Source organism: Streptomyces sp. ICN903, from assembly GCF_022015835.1.
Classification (GTDB): domain Bacteria; phylum Actinomycetota; class Actinomycetes; order Streptomycetales; family Streptomycetaceae; genus Streptomyces; species Streptomyces fenghuangensis.
In genome coordinates, this window is sequence record NZ_JAKMAY010000106.1 from 1 (window position 1) to 17,753 (window position 17,753).

General features: G+C 72.5%; 14 protein-coding genes. 8 read left to right on the forward strand and 6 right to left on the reverse strand.

What is annotated here, in order from left to right:
- The 4 genes from L7D48_RS13410 to L7D48_RS13425 form a co-directional block, all read right to left on the reverse strand.
- Positions 1–2,072: SpoIIE family protein phosphatase (locus L7D48_RS13410; RefSeq protein ID WP_237879657.1), on the reverse strand; the 2,072-nt coding region annotated here is incomplete at its 3' end.
- A gap of 88 nt (positions 2,073–2,160) precedes the next feature.
- On the reverse strand, positions 2,161–2,388 hold the full coding sequence (locus L7D48_RS13415; protein ID WP_237879658.1) for an SPOR domain-containing protein: 228 nt from the start codon (positions 2,386–2,388) through the stop codon (positions 2,161–2,163).
- 179 nt (positions 2,389–2,567) lie between these two features.
- On the reverse strand, positions 2,568–3,320 hold the full coding sequence (locus tag L7D48_RS13420) for a GntR family transcriptional regulator (protein ID WP_237879659.1): 753 nt from the start codon (positions 3,318–3,320) through the stop codon (positions 2,568–2,570).
- Positions 3,321–3,572: 252 nt separating this feature from the next.
- The gene (locus L7D48_RS13425) at positions 3,573–5,162 is read right to left on the reverse strand and encodes a S8 family peptidase (RefSeq protein WP_237879660.1); all 1,590 of its coding nucleotides are present in this window, start codon (positions 5,160–5,162) and stop codon (positions 3,573–3,575) included.
- A 318-nt stretch (positions 5,163–5,480) separates the two neighbouring features.
- Here L7D48_RS13425 and L7D48_RS13430 point away from each other — a divergent pair, with 318 nt between their 5' ends.
- Positions 5,481–6,059, forward strand: coding sequence for a M23 family metallopeptidase (locus L7D48_RS13430; protein WP_237879661.1), 579 nt, complete (start codon positions 5,481–5,483; stop codon positions 6,057–6,059).
- A 122-nt stretch (positions 6,060–6,181) separates the two neighbouring features.
- On the opposite strand, the gene L7D48_RS13435 is transcribed toward L7D48_RS13430, so the two are convergent.
- Positions 6,182–9,070, reverse strand: coding sequence for a BTAD domain-containing putative transcriptional regulator (locus L7D48_RS13435; protein ID WP_237879662.1), 2,889 nt, complete (start codon positions 9,068–9,070; stop codon positions 6,182–6,184).
- A gap of 258 nt (positions 9,071–9,328) precedes the next feature.
- Here L7D48_RS13435 and L7D48_RS13440 point away from each other — a divergent pair, with 258 nt between their 5' ends.
- The 6 genes from L7D48_RS13440 (at position 9,329) to L7D48_RS13465 (ending at position 15,475) form a co-directional block, all read left to right on the forward strand.
- On the forward strand, positions 9,329–10,015 hold the full coding sequence (locus L7D48_RS13440; protein ID WP_237879663.1) for a Crp/Fnr family transcriptional regulator: 687 nt from the start codon (positions 9,329–9,331) through the stop codon (positions 10,013–10,015).
- 108 nt (positions 10,016–10,123) lie between these two features.
- Positions 10,124–10,909: a hypothetical protein gene (locus tag L7D48_RS13445; protein ID WP_237879664.1), complete on the forward strand. Its 786-nt coding sequence runs from the start codon at positions 10,124–10,126 to the stop codon at positions 10,907–10,909.
- The gene (locus L7D48_RS13450) at positions 10,906–13,164 is read left to right on the forward strand and encodes a hypothetical protein (RefSeq protein ID WP_237879665.1); all 2,259 of its coding nucleotides are present in this window, start codon (positions 10,906–10,908) and stop codon (positions 13,162–13,164) included. The genes L7D48_RS13445 and L7D48_RS13450 overlap by 4 nt, the downstream gene beginning before the upstream one ends.
- On the forward strand, positions 13,161–14,387 hold the full coding sequence (locus tag L7D48_RS13455; RefSeq protein WP_237879666.1) for a hypothetical protein: 1,227 nt from the start codon (positions 13,161–13,163) through the stop codon (positions 14,385–14,387). The genes L7D48_RS13450 and L7D48_RS13455 overlap by 4 nt, the downstream gene beginning before the upstream one ends.
- Positions 14,371–14,901, forward strand: a complete 531-nt coding sequence (locus L7D48_RS13460; protein WP_237879667.1) for a Pycsar system effector family protein — start codon at positions 14,371–14,373, stop codon at positions 14,899–14,901. Before L7D48_RS13455 ends, L7D48_RS13460 begins: the two co-directional genes overlap by 17 nt.
- A 394-nt stretch (positions 14,902–15,295) precedes the next feature.
- Entirely contained in the window at positions 15,296–15,475 is a 180-nt protein-coding gene (locus tag L7D48_RS13465; RefSeq protein ID WP_237879668.1) for a hypothetical protein, read from the forward strand.
- A 20-nt stretch (positions 15,476–15,495) separates the two neighbouring features.
- Here the strand turns inward: L7D48_RS13465 and L7D48_RS13470 are convergent, their stop codons facing one another.
- Complete coding sequence (locus L7D48_RS13470; RefSeq protein ID WP_237879669.1) at positions 15,496–16,092, reverse strand: hypothetical protein; 597 nt, start codon at positions 16,090–16,092, stop codon at positions 15,496–15,498.
- A gap of 245 nt (positions 16,093–16,337) precedes the next feature.
- On the opposite strand from L7D48_RS13470, the gene L7D48_RS13475 reads away from it, so the two are divergent.
- Entirely contained in the window at positions 16,338–17,702 is a 1,365-nt protein-coding gene (locus tag L7D48_RS13475; RefSeq protein ID WP_237879670.1) for an NACHT domain-containing NTPase, read from the forward strand.
- Positions 17,703–17,753: the final 51 nt, after the last annotated feature.

The window sequence follows — 17,753 nt, forward strand, 5'->3', positions numbered from 1 at the left end:
CCCCGGCCGGCCGGCCCGGTGCCCGGGTCCATGCCGCCGAGCACCCGGTCGCAGACGTCCTCCAGGAACGGCTGGGGGGGCAGGCCGCCTAGCAGGGACACAAGGCGGTCCAGTCCCTCGGTGATGTCCTCGCCCCGGTGCTCGATCAGCCCGTCGGTGTAGAGCACGAGGACCGCCCCGTCCTCCACCTCCAGGCTCACGGACTCGAACTCCACCCCGCCGACGCCCAGCGGGGCGCCCGAGGGCGCCTCGACGGGGGTGACCTCCCAGCCCTCGCCCCGGCCGGTCAGCAGCAGCGGCGGCACGTGCCCTGCGGTGGCCAGGGTGCACTGACGGGTGGAGGGGTCGTAGACGGCGTAGACGCAGGTGGCCATCAGGGGCTCGTCGGGGCCCTGGGCGAGGTCGTCGGCCAGGTCGTTGACGCGGCGCAGCAGTTCGTCGGGCGGCAGGTCGAGGGCGGCCAGGGTGCGCACCGCCGTGCGCAGCTGCCCCATGGTGGCCGCGGCGCGCAGCCCGTGGCCCATCACGTCGCCGACGACGAGGGCGACCCGGCCGCCCGCCAGGGGGATCACGTCGAACCAGTCGCCGCCCGCCTCGGCCTCGGCCTCGGCGTGGCTGCCCCCGGGGACATAGCGGTAGGCGATCTGCAAGCCGGGGGGCGAGGGCACCTGCTGGGGCATCAGGCTGCGCTGGAGCATCAGGGCGCTCTCGCGCTCGCGGGCGTAGAGGCGGGCGTTGTCCAGGCTGATGCCGGCGCGCCCGGCCAGTTCCATCGCGAGCGCGAGGTCGTCGCGGTCGAAGGCGGCGCGGCCCTCGGCGCGGTTGAGCAGCAGCAGCCCCAGGACGGTGCCCCGGGCGCGCAGCGGGACGACCATCAGGGAGTGGATGTCCAGGTCGAGGGCGGCCTGGACCCTGGGGTCGCCCGGGTAGGAGGCGGAGACCAGCTCCTCGCGCGACATCACCAGGTGGGGGGCGGCGGAGGTGAGCACGCTCTCGAAGATCGACCCCCTCTCCAGGGCGATGTCCTGGCCGACCCTCAGCATCCGCTCCACGACCGGGCCGCGGGCCTTGGCCGCGGCGCCGAGCTGGAGCAGGGGGGCGCCGGACGGCCGGGCGGCGCGGGGCAGTTCGCCACCGTGGGCGACGGCGGCGTAGAGCATCACGCTCGAGTAGTCGGCGAAGCGCGGGACGAGGGCGCCGGCGAGCGTCCTGGCGATCCTGGGGACGTCGAGCAGGTCGCCGAGGGCCACGCCGACATCGTCCAGGAGCTTCAGCCGCTGCCGGGCGCGCTCGATCTTCTCCATCGCGTCGCGCCGCTCGGTGACGTCCATCACCGTGGAGCTGACGCCGAGGACGCGTCCGTCGGGGCTGGTGAGCCTGCCGTAGGACACCGAGCGCCAGCCGTGCCCGTCGGGTGCGGCCAGGACGGTGTCCACCACCGGGCGGCCGGTCTCCAGCACGAGGGACTGGATCTGGGCGAGGGTGTCGGCCATGGCCTGCGGCAGGACGTCGTGGACGGTCCTGCCGAGGGTCTCGTGGACCGGCCTCCCGTTGAGCCGGGCGAGTGCCTCGTTGGCGCGGACGTAGCGGCGCTCGGTGTCGAAGACGGCGATGCCGAGCGGTGATGTGGCGAAGAGGGCGTCGAGGGCTGCGAGGTCCTGTTCGACGGCGCGCAGCCGGGAGGTCTCCACGATGTTGGCCAGAACGAACGGTTTGCACTCGGGGGGCGTGAGCAGGGAGGCGCGGGCCTCCACCTCCACGGTGTGCCCGTCGCGGTGGCGCACTCGCATGCTGCCGCGCCAGTACCTGTTCTCCCGGAGCGTCCGGTAGATCCCGTCGTGTGGGACCGGGGCTCCCGAGGACGCCTCGACGGGGACGTCCGTGAGGTAGCCGCCGTAGTAGTGGCCGACCATGGCTTCGGCGGGCCACCCGAGGATCTCCTCGACCGTGGGGCTCCACAGCATGATGTAGCCGTCGGTGTCGAACATGACGACACCGACGCGCAGGGTGTCGAGCAGCGAGGTGGTCACGCCCTCGACCGCGCCGTGGAATGCCTTGGGTGGGTCGTTCACGCCGTCCTCGTCCACGCTCGGGCTCTCGCCCGGGCGCGCACCCGGGCCTTTTGGGACTGTTTGTCCGTATACCCGATTGTGCAATGGGTCAGGCGTGATCACCGCCCCCGCGGCGCAGGCGCTCGACCAGGTAGCGCCGCTCCTGCGCCGCTCCGTCCGCCCCTTCCGCCCCGGCGCCGCCCGCCCGGTCCCCGCCCAGCCGCTCGGCCATGCTCTGGGCCTCGGCCCGGGTGGCGTAGCGGCCGACGCGGTAGCGGTTGCCGTTCGGATCCTGCCGTATGACCATCCAGGGGAGCACGGTCTTGCTCTCGCTCATCGTGCACCCCTCCCGCCCGGCGCTCCGCGCCGTGCGACTTCCCCCAACGATCCACCGGTCTGCATATGCCCGAGCCTACGCCCGGACTTCACTCAACGCATTCGCGTTGGCACAATGCGGCATGATTTCGGCCATGTGTGCGAGTGACCGCGGCGTCCGCGGGGGCGCGCGGGGGTGATTCAGCGCACCGGGAGGTGGTACACGGCGCGGTGGCGGTCCGCGGGCACGATCACGTCCGCGGTCTCCACCGGACGTCCGCCGGCGCGGTACGTCCGCTCGATCACCAGCACGGTGTGCCCCGGCACCCCGCCCAGTACGAGCATCTCCTCGGCCAGTCCGGGGCGGGCTCCGACCTCCTCCACCACGTTGTCCACGACGATGTCGATGGCCGCCATCCGCTCCACCACCCCCCGCCCTCCGAGCGGCCCCTCCTCCGGCAGCATCACGGGGGTGCGCCCGGTGACGGCCAGCGGCTCCCAGGAGGTGGAGAGCATCGAGGGCTCCCCGTCGACGCGGAACAGGTAGCGGGTGCGCATCACCCGCTCCCCCTCCTTGATCCGCAGCCGCTCGGCGATCCCCGGACCCGCCTCCTCCTGCTCGCTGTGCGACTCCCAGGTGCCCGTGATCCGTTCGTCGGCCTGCTCCTGGCGGAACGGGCCGGCCTCGCCGGCCGGCCGGTAGCCGGTTCGGATCACCCTGCGCGGCACGGGCCGCTCGCGCACGTACGTCCCCGACCCGGAGCGGCCCTCGACCAGCCCCTCGGCCATCAGCACCTTGCGGGCCTCGAGTGCGACGGTGTCCGAGACGCCGTACTCCGCGCGGATACGGGCCTGCGACGGCAGCCGGGTGCGCGGCGGAAGCGTGCCGTCGGCGATCTTCCGGCGGAGATCCCCGGCCACACGCAGATACGCGGGCTGTTCACCGAAAGGCACATGTCCTCCCAACAGCTTGACGGTGTGCAACAGCTTGGCAACGGAAGGTTGTACGCCGCAATAATCGGCCAGGGTTTCACCCGATGTGATGAAGTGCTGCTCAGGGCAGGTTTCAAGCACGAATCCGGCCCCCACGGCGAAGCCGTGGGGGCCGGGGCTGTGCACGGGCGGTCGGAGCCCCCGGGGGCCGGACCGCGGACCGGCCCGGAGATCAGACCGGAGGCCGGACCGTGGAGCAGGGACTCCGGGGGCTCAGAACTGCAGCGCCCAGGAGTTGATCGTGCCGGTGTCCCACCAGCCGTTGTCGCTGACCCGCAGCTTCCAGGTCCCGTTGGCGGCCTCCGAGGAGGCGTTGACGGTGTAGGTGCCGATCATGTTGTCGGCGCTGCCGCCCGTCCCGTAGCTCTTGATGCGGTAGGCGCTGCCGTCGGGGGCCACCAGATCGACCTGCAGGTCGCCGATGTAGGTGTGCCGGATGTCGATCTCGACCTTCAGGTCGGAGGGGGCGTTGCCGCTGACACCCGAGACGGCGATCGGGGACTCCACGGTGGCGTGGTCGCGGATCGGGTAGTCGGCGGTGTTCTCGAAGCGGCCGTCCGGGTCACCCGGGTCACCGGGGTCGTCCGGGCCGCCCTCGCCCACGTTCAGCAGCTTGTTCGGGGAGCCGCTGCCGGGACCGGAGATCGCGCCGGTGACGGCGGCGGAGTCGAGGCCGGCCGCGACCTGGGACGGGGTGGCGCCGGGGTTGTCCCCCAGGTACAGCGCGGCGGCACCGGCGACGTGCGGCGCGGCCATCGACGTCCCCGAGATGGTGTTGGTGGCGCTGTCCGAGGTGTGCCAGGTGGAGGTGATGGACGAGCCCGGCGCGAAGATGTCCAGGATGCTGCCGTAGTTGGAGAACGACGAGCGCGCGTCGGAGCTGGTGGTGGATCCGACGGTGATGGCCTCGGCGACCCGGGCGGGCGAGGAGGTGGACGCGTTGGTGTTGGAGTTGCCCGCGGCCACGGCGTAGGTGACGCCGGAGGCGATGGAGTTGCGCACGGCGGTGTCGAGGGTCGAGTTGGCGCCGCCGCCCAGGCTCATGTTGGCCACCGCGGGCTTGACCGCGTTCCGCGTCACCCAGTCGACGCCCGCGACCACGCCGGAGATGGTGCCGGAGCCGTTGTTGTCCAGCACGCGCACGGCCACGATCCTCGCCTTCTTGGCGACGCCGTGGGAGGTGCCCGCGACGGTGCCGGCGACGTGGGTGCCGTGGCCGTTGCCGTCCTGCGCGACGTTGTCGCCGTCCACGGCGTCGTAGCCGTTCACCGCCCGGCCGCCGAAGTCGCTGTGGCTGATCCGCACACCGGTGTCGATGATGTATGCGTTCACGCCCTGGCCTGCGGAGTCCGGGTAGGTGTAGCTGCGGTCGAGCGGCAGGGACCGCTGGTCGATGCGGTCCAGGCCCCAGGACGGGGGGTTGGTCTGGGTGCCGGCGATGGAGACCTTCTGGTCTTGTGCCACCGCGTCCACGGCCGGGTCGGCGGCGAGCTTCTTCGCCTCGGCCTCGGTCAGCTGGACCGCGTAGCCGTTGAGCGCCTCGTGGTAGGTGCGCTTGATGCTGGCGCCGTACTTCTTCACCAGCGACTTGCCCTTCGAGGAGCCGGCGTCGGCCGCGTCCTCGTCGAGGGTCACGATGTAGCTGTTCTTGATCGCTCCGGGGGCGCCGGCGTTCTGGATCACGCCTTCGGCGGGCGGAGCGGCCACGGCTGTCACCGCGGGCACGAAGCCGATGGCCAGGGCCGCGGCGGTCACCGTGGCCGCACGGGCACGTCTGCGTCGGGTGGGACGCATCGCTGCCATGTGGGGGTCCTCCTCTTGTGGGGTGCGCTACTGAGGGAATGCGCATGAGCATGACAAACCAAGCACCGGGAGGTGCGCGGTGCCGGAACGATTCGCCGCTCGAAAGATTCGCCGATCCATAGGAAAGACACAAGGGTGCGTGCACAAAGACACGTACATGTCACATGCCGTCAACACACTTCCGGCCAAGGCGTCCCGGCCCCGGGCCGGTACCGCGCCCCGCCGGCCCGTCCGGCCGCCGGGCGGGCCCGGCGGTTGTATCCGCTTTGTATGGGCGCCCCCTTCAATCGCCCCGTCACCGACCACAAGGGGAAGCCCATGCAGAGACGTTCCCGCCGGATACTCGCGGCCGCGAGCGCGGTCGCCGCCCTCGCGGTCACGGCCCCCACCGCCGTCGCGACACCGCAGGAGAGCTCACCGGACGCCGTACAGGCCCTGTCCCGGCCCAACTTCAGGATGCCGTTCCTGTGCGGCCAGGTCTGGCGCGGCAGCAACTGGAACGGACACAGCCCGGCCCACTCGATCGACTGGAACCACTACGACGCGAACGGCAACCCGGACGACTTCAAACGCCGGGTGTTCGCCAGCGCCGGCGGCACCGTCCTCTCCTCCCACTACTCCACCACCACCGGCTACGGCCACACCATCGTGATCGGCCACGGGAACGGCTGGCGGACGCGCTACGCCCATCTGTACAGCCGAGGGGTCAGCAAGGGCGACAAGGTCACGGCAGGCCAGCGGATCGGCCGGGTCGGCAAGTCGTCCGCCAGGTACAGCCTCTCCCCGCACCTGCACTACGAGCAGATCCACAACGGGTCGGTCGTCACCGCGGTCGTGCAGGGGGTCGGCTACCCCGACTACACCACGCGCTACCAGAAGAGCACCAACAGGTGCTGATCTGACGCCCGCGCCGCGACGGGCGGCCGGGCCCGCCGCACCCGCCGTCCGCCCCCGCGGGGCGTGCCGCCTCCGGCGCCGTAGGCGGCACGCCCCGCTGACGCGTCAGGACCGCGGACGCGTCAGCGCGGCGAACGCAGCTTCGCGTCCACGAGTTCGGCCTGATCGCACACCTGGAGCCGGCGCCACGTCGACAGGGAGCGGTGGAAGTAGCGCCTGGCGGTCTGCTCCCGGCCGGTCGCCCGGTGCAGTTCGCCCAGCAGGCACGCGACGCGCGCCTCGGCCCGGCGGTCGCCGAGCTGCCGCTGCACGGCGAGCGCGTCCACCAGCAGCGCCGACGCCTGACCCGCGTCGCCCTGACGCAGGCACAGCTCCCCGATGCTCTGCTGCACGTAGGCCGCGCAGTGCGTGTCGGCCAGCTCGTCGAAGATGCCGAGCGCGTGCTCCAGTTCGGCCCGCGCGGCGCGCGGTTCGCCGCGCAGCTCGTGCAGCACCGCGATCCGGCGGCGCACCTGCGCCTCCCGGTGCCGGTCGCCGACGGCCCGGGACAGCTCCAGGGCGCCGTCGAGCCACGGCGCCGCGGCGTCCGGATCCCGGCGCTCCAGCCACACCGAGGCGATCGCGTTGTGCGCGACCGCCTCGCCGTGCGGGTCGCCCGCACCGCCGAACCCGCGCAGCGCGTCGGTGAACGCCTTCAGGGCGGCGCCGAGATCGCCCACCACCCGGTGCACGGAGCCGGCCCCCACCGCGGCGACCGCCTCGCCCGGCGGATGCCCCAGCCGGGCGAAGAGGGCGCGCGAGGTTTGGAACGACTCCAGCGCCTCCGTGTACCGGTCCTGGTAGAGGTGGAGCTGGCCCAGGTTGCGCAGCAGCGCCGCGGCCCGGGCATCGGCCGGGTCGGGCATCGCGTCGAGTACGAGCCGGTGCGTTCTCAGCCAGTCGCCGTAGTGGCCGCGCATGTCGAAGAAGCCCGCCAGTTCGACGGCGAGGTCGGCGGCCCGGGAGACCCGGCCCAGCCGCAGCGCGGACTCCACCGACCGGACCAGCAGCCGGCGCTCGGTCTCGAACCACTCGACGGGCCGGGCGCGTACCGCGCCCGCGACCGCGGCGGCCGGCCCGGTGGGCCGGACCGGTTCCCCGAGCACCCCGAGGAAGCGGGTGGGCATCGCCGAGTTCGCGCAGCGGGCGAGCGCGATCAGCGCGTCGACGACCTGCAGCCGGCGCCGCCGGAGCACGCCCGCGCCGTTCTCCTCGGCCAGCTCCCCGGCGTAGCAGCGCAGCAGGTCGTGCATCCGGTAGCGCTGCAGCCCCAGCCGGTCGGTGCCCACCACCTCGACCAGATGCTCGTCGGCCAGCGCCTCCAGCTCCCCGGCGGCCCCGTCCGGGCGGCCCATCGCCACCGCGACGAGCCAGCCGGGCACCGCGTCGCCGCTCAGTTGCCCGAAGGCCCTGAAGGCCGCCGCCGCCCGCTTCGGCAGATGGCGGTAGCTCAGCTCCGCGCTCGCCCGCACCTCCATCTCGCCCGTCTGGAGCTGGTCCAGCCGTCCGCGCTCGTCGTGCAGGAAGTCGGCCAGCGTGCCGACGCTCCAGCCCGGCCGGTTGGCCAGCCGGGAGCCGGCGATCCGTACGGCCAGCGGCAGCGAACCGCAGCCGGTGAGCACCCGGTCGGCGTCGGCGCCCTCCCGGCGCAGCCGGTCCTCCCCCACGATCGCGCCCAGGAGCGCGCGGGCCTCGTCGCGTCTCATCACCCCGATGGGGAAGTGGTGCGCCGGCAGCTCCGGCGTCCGGCGGCGCGAGCTGACGAGCACCGCCGATCCGCCGGTCCCCGGGAGCAGGGGGCGCACCTGCGCGCCGCCCGCCGCGTCGTCGAGGACGACGAGGTACCGGCGCTGTGCCATCCGCGAGCGCAGCAGCGCGGCCCGCTCGCCCGTTTCGCCGGGGACCGCGCTGTCGATGACGCCGAGCCCCCGCAGCATCTCGGCCAGGACGTCGGCCGGCTCGCGCGGGCGGTCGCTCATCCCGCCCAGGTCCACGAAGAGCTGACCGTCGGGGAAGGCCTGGCGCACCCGGTGCGCCACATGGACCGCCAGGGTCGTCTTCCCCGAGCCCGGCGGGCCCGACAGGACGGCGACGACCGGCTGCCGGCCGGCCGCCGACAGCAGCCGCTCCAGCGCGGCCACCTCCTCGGACCGGCCGGTGAAGTCCGGCACGTCCATCGGCAGCTGGCACACCGGCTCGGCCGGCACGGGCCGGCGCCGGCCGGTGCAGCCGTTGACCTCCTCCCCGGCGCGGCGCAGGGAGGCACCCGGTTCGACGCCGAGCTCGGCCGCCAGGATCCGCTCGGCCTCGGCGTAGGCGGCACGGGCCTGCGCGGTGCGGCCCGACCCGTGCAGCGCCCGCACCAGCATCTGCCACAGGTCCTCGCGCAACGGGTCCTCGGCCAGACGTGAGCGCAGCTCCACGACCAGCGGCGCGTACTCCCCCATGCGCAGCCGCACCTCGAGGTACTCGCCGACCGCGGCCGACCGCGCCTCCTCGGCCCTGACGACCACCGGATCCCACACCACGCTGGACGGCACGTCCTGCAGCACGCCGCCGCGCCAGAGCCCGAGGGCCGACTCGTAGCGGCGCAGCGCCGCCTCGTCCCCGCCTCGGTCGCGCTCCGCGCGGGCCCGCTCCAGCCGCTGCTCGAAGAGCGACAGGTCGATGTCACCGGGCGCGGCGTCGAACGCGTACCCCGACGGCCTGGTGCTCAGCCCGCCGGTGGCGACCCCCGCCTCCGACAGGGCACAGCGCAGTGCGCGCACATAGGTGCGGACGTTGGCGACGGCGGAGCGGGGGGCGCCACCGGGCCACAGGACCTCGGTCAGCATGTCGAGCGAGACGAAGGCGCCGGGCTGCAGCAGCAGCGTGGCGAGGACCGCCCTCGGCTTGGGGCCGCCGATACGGACCTCGGCACCGCGCCCCCGTACCCTCAGCGGCCCCAGCACCCCGAAAGTCGGCTCCCCCATCCACGCGCCCTCCGCGACGGTCCGTGGCCCGGGGGCACAGCGTACTGACGTACGAAGGCGTCGGACAGGGCCCCGCGGAACGCCGCTCCCCAGGGCGAACGCCGACTGTCCCTCCGGTGCCGTACGAGTGCCGCGCGGGCTCCGCGCCGGTTCGCCGGACACCGTTCGCCGACGCATCCGTCCCACTTCGGCCACTCGTCTGAAATACGACACTCGCTGGACTACTCTGTGTGCCCTGCCGAGCACCATGGGGGGACCGTGGGGTTATTCGCGGAGAACCAGGTTTTTCTGAGCAGACTGGCCCACACCGACCAGCAGTCGCTGCTGGCGCTCGGCCACCGGCACGTCTACCGGTCGCAGGAGGAACTCGTCGGTGAGGGTTCGGCGACCACCTTCGTCCTGCTGATCCTGACCGGCTGGTGCACGGTGTGGCGGGCCACCGAGCGAGGGCGCCTCATCCTGGCGCTGCGTCAGGCCGGTGAACTCGTCGGCGAGATGGCCGCCCTGGACGGACGTCCGCGCAGCGCCACGGTGAGTGCGCTGGGCACCGTGGAGGCCCTCGTGGTGCCGGGCGACCGCTTCCGGCACTTCATCTCGGCCCGCCCTTTCGTGACCGGGCTCGTGATGGCGCAGCTCACCGAGCGGCTGCGCAGCGCCGACGACCAGCGCCGTTCCCTGGCCTCGGCCACCGTCCTGGAACGGCTCGCCGCCTGCCTCGTCGAACTCGCCGACCGTACCGGCCGCCAGGAGAGCGGCTCGACGGTGATCCGGCTCCCGCTGTCCCAGCACGAGATCGCCGCGGCGATAGGCGCGACCCGTGAGGCGGTGGCGAAGGCGCTGCGGCTGCTCCGCGAGGAGGGGCTCGTACGCACCGGGCCGAAGGTCATCGTGGTCAACGATCCGGAACCGCTGCGGCTGCTCGGCGGTTCCGCGACACCGACGTGACGGCCGGGTGTGTAAACGGCTACAGCGCGGTCCCCGCCGCCGCGGGACAGTGGCGGCAGGGCCGGGAGGACGAACACCGGGCAGGCCGGGGCGAAAGGCAGTGGAGCGATGCACGGCGAGACGCGGTACGGATTCATCATCAGCCTGGACGCCCAGGGATCGGGCACCACCCCCGACCCGGACCGCCCGGGGTTGCGCGCACGGATCCACCGGGTGGCGGAGGACGCGTTCGACAGGGCGGGCATCGGCGACGCCAGGCTGGTCCAGGAGGACCGCGGTGACGGCATTCTCGCCGTGGTGGAGCCACGCCGCACCGAAGCGCTCGCGGGTGAGTGGGTGGAGTACCTCCACCAGAACCTGCGCCAGGTCAACCGGGAGCTGAGCCGGCCGCTGCGGTTGCGTGCCGGGCTCAACGTCGGCCCGTTCACCCCCGACGGGCAGGGCTTCTCCGGCGCCGCGGTCGACCTCGCCTGCCGGATCGGCAACTGCCCCGAGGCCAAGGCCGTACTGGCCGCCGCCCCCGGATCGCCGCTGCTGGTGGCCGTCACCGAGCAGCTCTACCGGGACGTCATCCGGCACGGGGGCCGGTGGATCGAGCCGGATCACTACCGCCGGTACCGCGTCCTGCTCCGGGAAGGGGCGCATCAGCCCTGGTTCACGGTGCCGGGCCGCACCGCGCCGCCACCGCTCCCCGGTCGGGAGGAGAGCGCCGCGCCACCGCGCGAGGACGGGCCGCCGCAGGAGGACACCGGGCGGCGGGACGGCGCCGGGGACGACTTCCGGTTCGGCACCGTGACCCACTACGGGTCCGGGCAGGTGCTGCAGGGCAGATTCGGGGACCTCACCTTCGACCAGCGTCGCGGCGGCGCCGGCGGCTCCGGGGAACGCGCATGAGCACCGGCGACACGGATGCCCCCGAGGCCCGGGCGGACGACGCGCCCGGAGCGGACGGAGGTGGCGGCGGCCGCCGGCCGCAGTCGGACCGGCCCGGGGAGCAGGAGCGCGGACCACGGCAGGACGGCGGCCCCGCCGCGCCCGACGGACCACCGGAGGACGAACTCTTCGGCGACTTCGAGACCGACCCGTCGGCCAAGGAGGGGCGGGCAGCGGCGGGAGGGGCCGCCGCCCGCATCGCGCGCGAGTCCCGGGCGTTCTTCCTGCGCGACTCCAGCACCTACGTCGGCGGCACCATCGGCGCGGTCAACTTCCGCTTCGGGGACACCGCCCGGGCTTCCCTGCTCGCCGGACCGCTGCCCGAGGACGAGCTGCGACGGCTGCGGCGGCGGTTCACCCGGCCGCCGGACTACGAGGACTTCAAGCGGCAGCTGCGCGACGACCGCCTGCTGGTGCTCTGCGGCCAGCCCGGCAGCGGGCGGACGTACACCGCCCTGTCGCTCCTCGACGACCTCACCCGCGGGAAGGTGTCCCGGCTGGATCCCGGTTCCGACCTCACCGGCCCGGACTCGGACGACGAGGGCGGTCGTGTGGCCGAGGGCCACGGCTACACCCTGGAGCCGGCCGACGGCCGGCTGCCCGCGGAACTGCACCTGGACCGGCTGCGCCGCCTGCTGGCCGACCGCGGCGCCTACGCCGTGCTGCTGTCCGTACCCGACACCGGCGTCCCCCGCGCGCCGCAGGCCCGCTACCGCCGCGCGCACACGCCCGCCGCCGAGGACGCCGTACTCGACGGCCATCTGGCCGCGGAACTCGACAGCGCGCCCGTCGAGGCGATACGGGCGGCCCGGCTGCTGGCCCGCCGGGACACCGTACGGGCCGCGCTGGGGCTGGAGACGCTGCTGCCCGCCGAGGCAGCCAGGCTCGCCGGTCTCGTGGCCCGGCACGTCACCGGCGAGCTGACCGAGGAGGAGCTGCTGACCGCGTGCCGCGGTTTCGCCGCCGAGCAGGTCCGCGAGTGGTTCGCGGGCGGCACGGCGGCCGAGACCCTGCCCGCGCTGCGGGACGCGGCATACCGGATCGCACTCGCGGTGTTCGGCAACAGCTCCTTCAACGTCGCCGCCGAGGCCGCGGAACTCCTCACCTGGGAACTGGCGGTGACCGCCGATCCCGAGCGGGTGCCCGGACGGCCGCTGCTCAGCGACGGTCTGGAGACCAGGCTCACCTCGGCACGTGCCACCACCCGGATCAGCCTCCAGCCGGTGGTGGCGGGCGAGGAGATCCCGGTCCGCACCGTGCAGTTCCTCGGCACCGCCCTCGCGCCGGCCCTGCTCGCCCATCTGTGGGAGCACCACCACAACATGCGCGGCCCGGTGCTGCGCTGGCTCGACTCGCTCTGCCAGGACCCGCGCGACGAGGTGTGGACCAGGGCCGCCGTGGCGGCGGGCGAGCTGTGCCGGCTCGACTGCTCCCACACGCTCAGGGAACTGCTCGTCCCGATGGCCGAGGCCGACCGGGCCCGCCGAGGCCTGTTCGTCGCCACCGCCCTGCAGGACGTGCTCGACGATCCGACGATCGGCGGGGCCCTGCGGTCGCTGGTGAAGAACTGGGGTTCCCACGGGAACGGCAACCTCCGGTGGACGGCTGCCGCGGTGCTCAGCCGGGGCACCGCGACCCGGACCGTGGACGAGGCGCTGGGCAGGCTCGGCCGGATCGGCACCTGGGAGGACGGCCGGCTGCGGTCCATCGCGGCGGAGAGCGTCGCGCACCTGGCCGGCTCCGCCTCCGGCCGGGAACCGCTGGCCAGGATCCGGGCGTGGCTCGGTGACAGCAGGCGGCAGCATCAGAACCTCGGCCTGGTCAGCACGCTCTTCCTGGCCGAGACGCTGGTGGAGGACGTGTGGAACCCGGCCGCGGAGCTCGCCGGCCGCGAGAAGTGGCCGCTGGCACTGGCGATCTGCGCGACACGTCCGGACCAGGCGTCCGAGGTCGCCGGACTGCTGTGGACGGCCCTCAACACCAGCCGCTCCTACCAAGCGGCGCTGGATGCCGTGGCCGCCTGGCTGCGCACATGCCCCGGCAAGCCGTGGGAGGCGGCCGTCCTCGGCTTCCTGCCCCTGTTGGTGCTGACCGACGACGACCGGCGGCGGATGCTCTCGCTGGTCGGAAGACTCACCCAGGACCCCGACGAACCACTGGCCCAGGAACACGCCCACCGCCTCCTGCGGACGCTCCGGACAGGAAGAACCCGATGAACCAGAACACCCACCACCAAGCACCGGCAGGCGGGCCCCTCGACAACAGTGTGACGTTGCCGGACGAGTTGCGGGGGCCTTTCCTGTTCGAGATCACACCGGACGGCCCCTACCGGCACATCGGGCTGCAGCAGGCGTCGGTCGTGCACTACCGCAACGGCGGCCACAGCGTCATCACCGTACGCGGTGCGCGGCACCACAACAGGCCCCGGCTGGGAAGGCGGCCGGTGTCGGTCTGCCTGATCGCCCAGGGACGGCACCAGACCTCCTTCGAGATGCGGTTGCCCACCCGGGGCGACGAGGGCAACTTCACCTGCGCGGTGGACATCCACTGGGAGGTCCAGGACTTCCTGCTGGCCGCGGAGAAGCGGGTGGTGGACGTCGAGAGGATGCTGCGCGCTCCCCTGCTGGCCCGGCTGCGGACCTTCACCAGGCGCTACGGGCTCGACGGCGCCCAGCAGGCCGACGAGGCGATCCAGGCCGAACTGGCCACCGGGAACCAGACCTCCCTCGGCGCCGACATCGGCCTGGCCACGACGGTGTACGTACGCATCGACCTGGGCCGGGCCGCCGCCGATCACAAGCAGGCCCTGCTGGACGTGCAGCACACCGCGATCGTGCAGTCGGCCAGGGACCAGGCGGACGCCGCCCGGGTGCAGTCCAACCTGGCCGCCGCGCAGGAACTCATCGCCGCGGGCGAGGCCGGGCAGTACGCCCACATGCTCGCGCAGGATCCGGCCCGCGCCCAGGAGATCCTGCACGAACTGCAGGGCCAGGCGCGGCAGCAGCGGCAGGGGGCCCTGGAGTACCTCACGCGGCTGATCGACCAGGGCGTCGTACAGCGCCATCAGGTGGAGGGGCAGGTGCAGCAGCTCATCGACTACGCCCGGGCGACCGGCAGAGCGCTGTTCGACAGCGGTCTGCCGCAGCCTCCGACGGCACTGCCGGTGCCGCCGGCCGACCCGGCGCCCGGACCGCGGATCACCACGGCCTGGGAGCCGGCCGCACCGTCCGCGGACACGCCCCCCGTCCCGCTCGCGCCGGGCACTCCCCCCATGCCGCCCGTGCCGCCCGTGCCGCCGGAGGCCCCCTCCGCCGTACCGCCGGGCACGGCGGAGACGCAGGACGGGCCGCCGGCGGGGTCCGGCGGCGGGAGGGTGAACTACATCAGGCAGGAACGGCACCGGCCCAGTCGGGAGGAGCAGGATGAGCACGACGGGTGAGCCCGCCACCGATGTGCCCCCGACCGGCCGGGAACAGGCCGTCTACGTGGCCGAACGGCTTCTTGCCACCGCGCGGGAGGACCTCGCCCGGGCCGACACCAAGGCGGCCGTACTGCTCTCGGGCGCCTTCGCGGCACCCGTGCTGCTCCTCGGCGGAGAAGTGTGGACCCCGTCCTCGGTGACCGGCGCCATGAAGGTCCTGCTCCTCGCCGGAGGGACCTTGTGGGCCGTCGGCACGGCACTGCTGGCCTGGGTCGTCCTGCCCCGTACCGGCACCGTCCGGCCGGGCCCCGGGATGACGTTCTTCGGAGACGTCCTCGCGGCGCCGCCGGACACCGAGCGGCTCGTCCAGGCGATCACCGCGGCGGCCCGCGACCGGGTGTCGTGGCTGACGGTGCAGATGGTGGATGTCAGCCTCATCCTCACCTCCAAGTACCGGTGGCTGCGGTGGGGCACCTGCTGCCTGGCCACCGGCCTCCTGCTGTGCGGGGCGGCCCTGGTGGGTTCGGGATAGCGAGCGGCCGTCCTCCCGGCATCCGGCACGCCCTCCGGCTCGCGCCCGGGACCCCAACGGCACTGTTGCCGGCCTGGACGTGAGCCACGGGCGAGGAGGCATCGGTCCTCCCGGTGCCGTCCAGGCACGGGAAACAGCCCAGGGGTCCGACTCCGGGAAGTCGGACCCCTGGGCTGTTTCCCGTGCCCGGACTTTCCCAGGCCGGCGATATGGCGGCGAGTCGCCCGTCAGACGTTGAAGCGGAACTCCACACCCACTCGCCCTGACCTGCGCCAGTCCGCAAATGAAGGCGATGACCAGCGGAAACACCTCTCACTGCATCTCACCGCTTCACAACGATTCCTGCCCTCATGTGCCCTGAAAGTGCCCTGACATCACCCAAGAAGCGATCGCCATGACACCCGAAGACTCCGCCCGCATCGCCACGGAGATCAAGGATATGGGCCCCGGCGACCTCGCCCGGCTCACGGATGCGCTCGGCCTCATGCTCTACGACGCCCCGGACGATCCCGAGCTGCGGCTGCTGGCCGCCGCTGCTGCGATCACCTTCGACGACCGGGCCGGGCTGGCCTGAGTGCGGCCCGGTCGGCGGGCCTACTCCCCCGGCCGGTCCGCCGTGACCTCTTCGAGCTTGCCGTGCCCGTCCAGGCTCCACCGCACACCAGCCTCGTCGGTGAACAGCAGGACAGGGCGGTTCGCAGCCCCTTCTTCGCGGTCCATGATTTCAGAGCAGAACCTGTAAAGCTTTCCTGCCCCAGCCACCTCCAAAGGAGGTGTCGTTCGCCTTCCAGCGGTGGTATACCCGTATGCGCGGTTGTAGCGAGCCTCAGAGACTTCCACGGCATTCCCAGCCGCCCCTAAAGTCACTTGCAGGGAGAAAATCGGTGCATCACTCTCATTTTTCACGACGACATACCACCTCATTTCATCGTCATAACCGTTCTCATCCCTTCTGAAAACATGGGCCGCAATTTTGACTTGGCTGGCCTGCTCCCGCTTCCGGTCATCAGCTACAGCCCGCAGTTCGGCACGTTCCAGGGCCAGGTTCTCGGACTGCTGGCGGATGAAGTCCCGCTGCTCGTCGATCTGATCCCGCTGGGACTTCAGCGTCCACACCGCCGCCGCTGCGGCCATCGCGGCGAAGACAGCTCCCAGCCATGTCGGGGCGTCCCCCCAGTCAATTCCTCCCACGCAGAGCAGCGTAGAACGACCATGTGACAACACTCGGGCGGTCAGAGGGAGTTGGCTGGCAACCAGCAGAAACTCCCCGCCTGACGCGAACGGCTCCCCGGCCAGGACACAGCAAGGCAAGATGTCCTGCTGTGAGACGTGGGGGACAGAGCCAGGTACTGAAGCGCGTAGGGCTGCGGTCCCTGCTGCTGGTCGGACTGACGACGGCCGGAGCCCTGCTCCTGGCCTGGCGCTTCGATTCGAAGGTGGCCGAGACAGCAGCCACGGCGCTGCTCGCCGCAGGGCCGCTCTACATCGCCTGGAAGGCGTTCAAGCACGACCGCGTCGAGGCCGCTGCCGTGGACCTAGCGGCAGTGACCGACCGACTGGCGAACGCGGTGCGCGCGCAGTGGGAGGCCGAGGCGGAGATCCGCAGAGTCAACGACCCCTACCCCCTGCCGGTCTCCTGGCGGGCCGCCGACTCGGACTTGGTGGAGCCCTGGGAGCTGCTGACCGGCCTGGCCCGCGCCTGGCCCGGCGGCCCCCCGAACGATCCGGCCCGGTGGCCGGCGAGCGCAAACGGGCTGGCGGGCGGTGACGCCCAGATCGGCGAAGTGTTCAGCGAGCGGGTACCCACCCGCCGCCTGGTGGTGCTGGGCGAGCCGGGAGCAGGCAAGAGCGTGCTGCTCATCCATCTGCTCCAGGACCTCATCGCACGACGCCCTGCGGGCGGGCCGGTGCCCGTGCTGTTCTCCCTGACCTCCTGGGACCCGAACAACCAGCGGCTGCAAGAGTGGATAGCCGAGCAACTGCGGCGCGCCCACCCCGGCCTGCGTGCCCCGGCTTCTGCCCCGGCCACCACCGTTACATCCCGGCCCGAAGCGCACGACCTTGCCCAGGAACTGCTGGACGCCCGGCTGATCCTGCCACTGCTGGACGGCTTCGACGAACTGCCCCCTGCCCTGCACGCCGTTGCACTCGACGCGATCAACCGGGCTCTGCCCGCGAAGCTCCCCCTGGTCCTCGCCACACGAGTCGACGAGTACCGAGCTGCGGTGGCCCGCCCGGATGCCGTGGTGCGACTCAACGGCGCTGCTGGCATTCGGCTGCTCCCCGTCTCCCGCGAGCAGGCCGCCGATTACCTGCGTCGGGATGCGGGCGGATCGCAAACCCTGGCCGCGCAGCGGTGGGATGCCGTCATCGCCCAGCTGGGCACCAGCACCCCGGTCGGACAGGCCCTCGCCACCCCCCTCGGACTGTTCCTGGTCCGCACCATCTACAACCCGCGCCCCCAGCACGCCCTCGATTCAGCCTCGGTTCCGCACCCTGGCGAACTGTGCGACACCGCCGCCTTCCCTGACCGTTCCGCCGTAGACAGGCACCTATTCAACGCTTTCGTCCCTGCCGCATACGCACCCCACAGCCCCGCCCCGCCCCGCTGGGCGGTCGCCCAAGCACACCGCACTCTGGTCTTCTTGGCCCGGCATCTGGAGTCCGATCGCGACGGAAGCCCCGATCTGGCCTGGTGGGAACTCCACCTTGCCGTTCCCGCTCGCAAGATGCTCCTAGCCTCGCGCTTTCACGAAGTGGCCTGTCCGAAGGTTGATCAGAAACGCAGAAAGTGCTCTTGACCTGCAACGATAGGACTTGCTGAGGGTCCTGTTGGCTGCAAGGAAAAGAGC

Excerpts from the sequence above, each read along its gene's own strand:
- L7D48_RS13455 (WP_237879666.1), top strand. The coding sequence starts at position 13,161 with ATGAACCAGAACACCCACCACCAAGCACCGGCAGGCGGGCCCCTCGAC.
- L7D48_RS13450 (WP_237879665.1), top strand. The coding sequence starts at position 10,906 with ATGAGCACCGGCGACACGGATGCCCCCGAGGCCCGGGCGGACGACGCG.
- L7D48_RS13425 (WP_237879660.1), bottom strand. The coding sequence starts at position 5,162 with ATGGCAGCGATGCGTCCCACCCGACGCAGACGTGCCCGTGCGGCCACG.
- L7D48_RS13460 (WP_237879667.1), top strand. The coding sequence starts at position 14,371 with ATGAGCACGACGGGTGAGCCCGCCACCGATGTGCCCCCGACCGGCCGG.
- L7D48_RS13445 (WP_237879664.1), top strand. The coding sequence starts at position 10,124 with ATGCACGGCGAGACGCGGTACGGATTCATCATCAGCCTGGACGCCCAG.
- L7D48_RS13435 (WP_237879662.1), bottom strand. The coding sequence starts at position 9,070 with ATGGGGGAGCCGACTTTCGGGGTGCTGGGGCCGCTGAGGGTACGGGGG.
- L7D48_RS13430 (WP_237879661.1), top strand. The coding sequence starts at position 5,481 with ATGCAGAGACGTTCCCGCCGGATACTCGCGGCCGCGAGCGCGGTCGCC.
- L7D48_RS13415 (WP_237879658.1), bottom strand. The coding sequence starts at position 2,388 with ATGAGCGAGAGCAAGACCGTGCTCCCCTGGATGGTCATACGGCAGGAT.
- L7D48_RS13465 (WP_237879668.1), top strand. The coding sequence starts at position 15,296 with ATGACACCCGAAGACTCCGCCCGCATCGCCACGGAGATCAAGGATATG.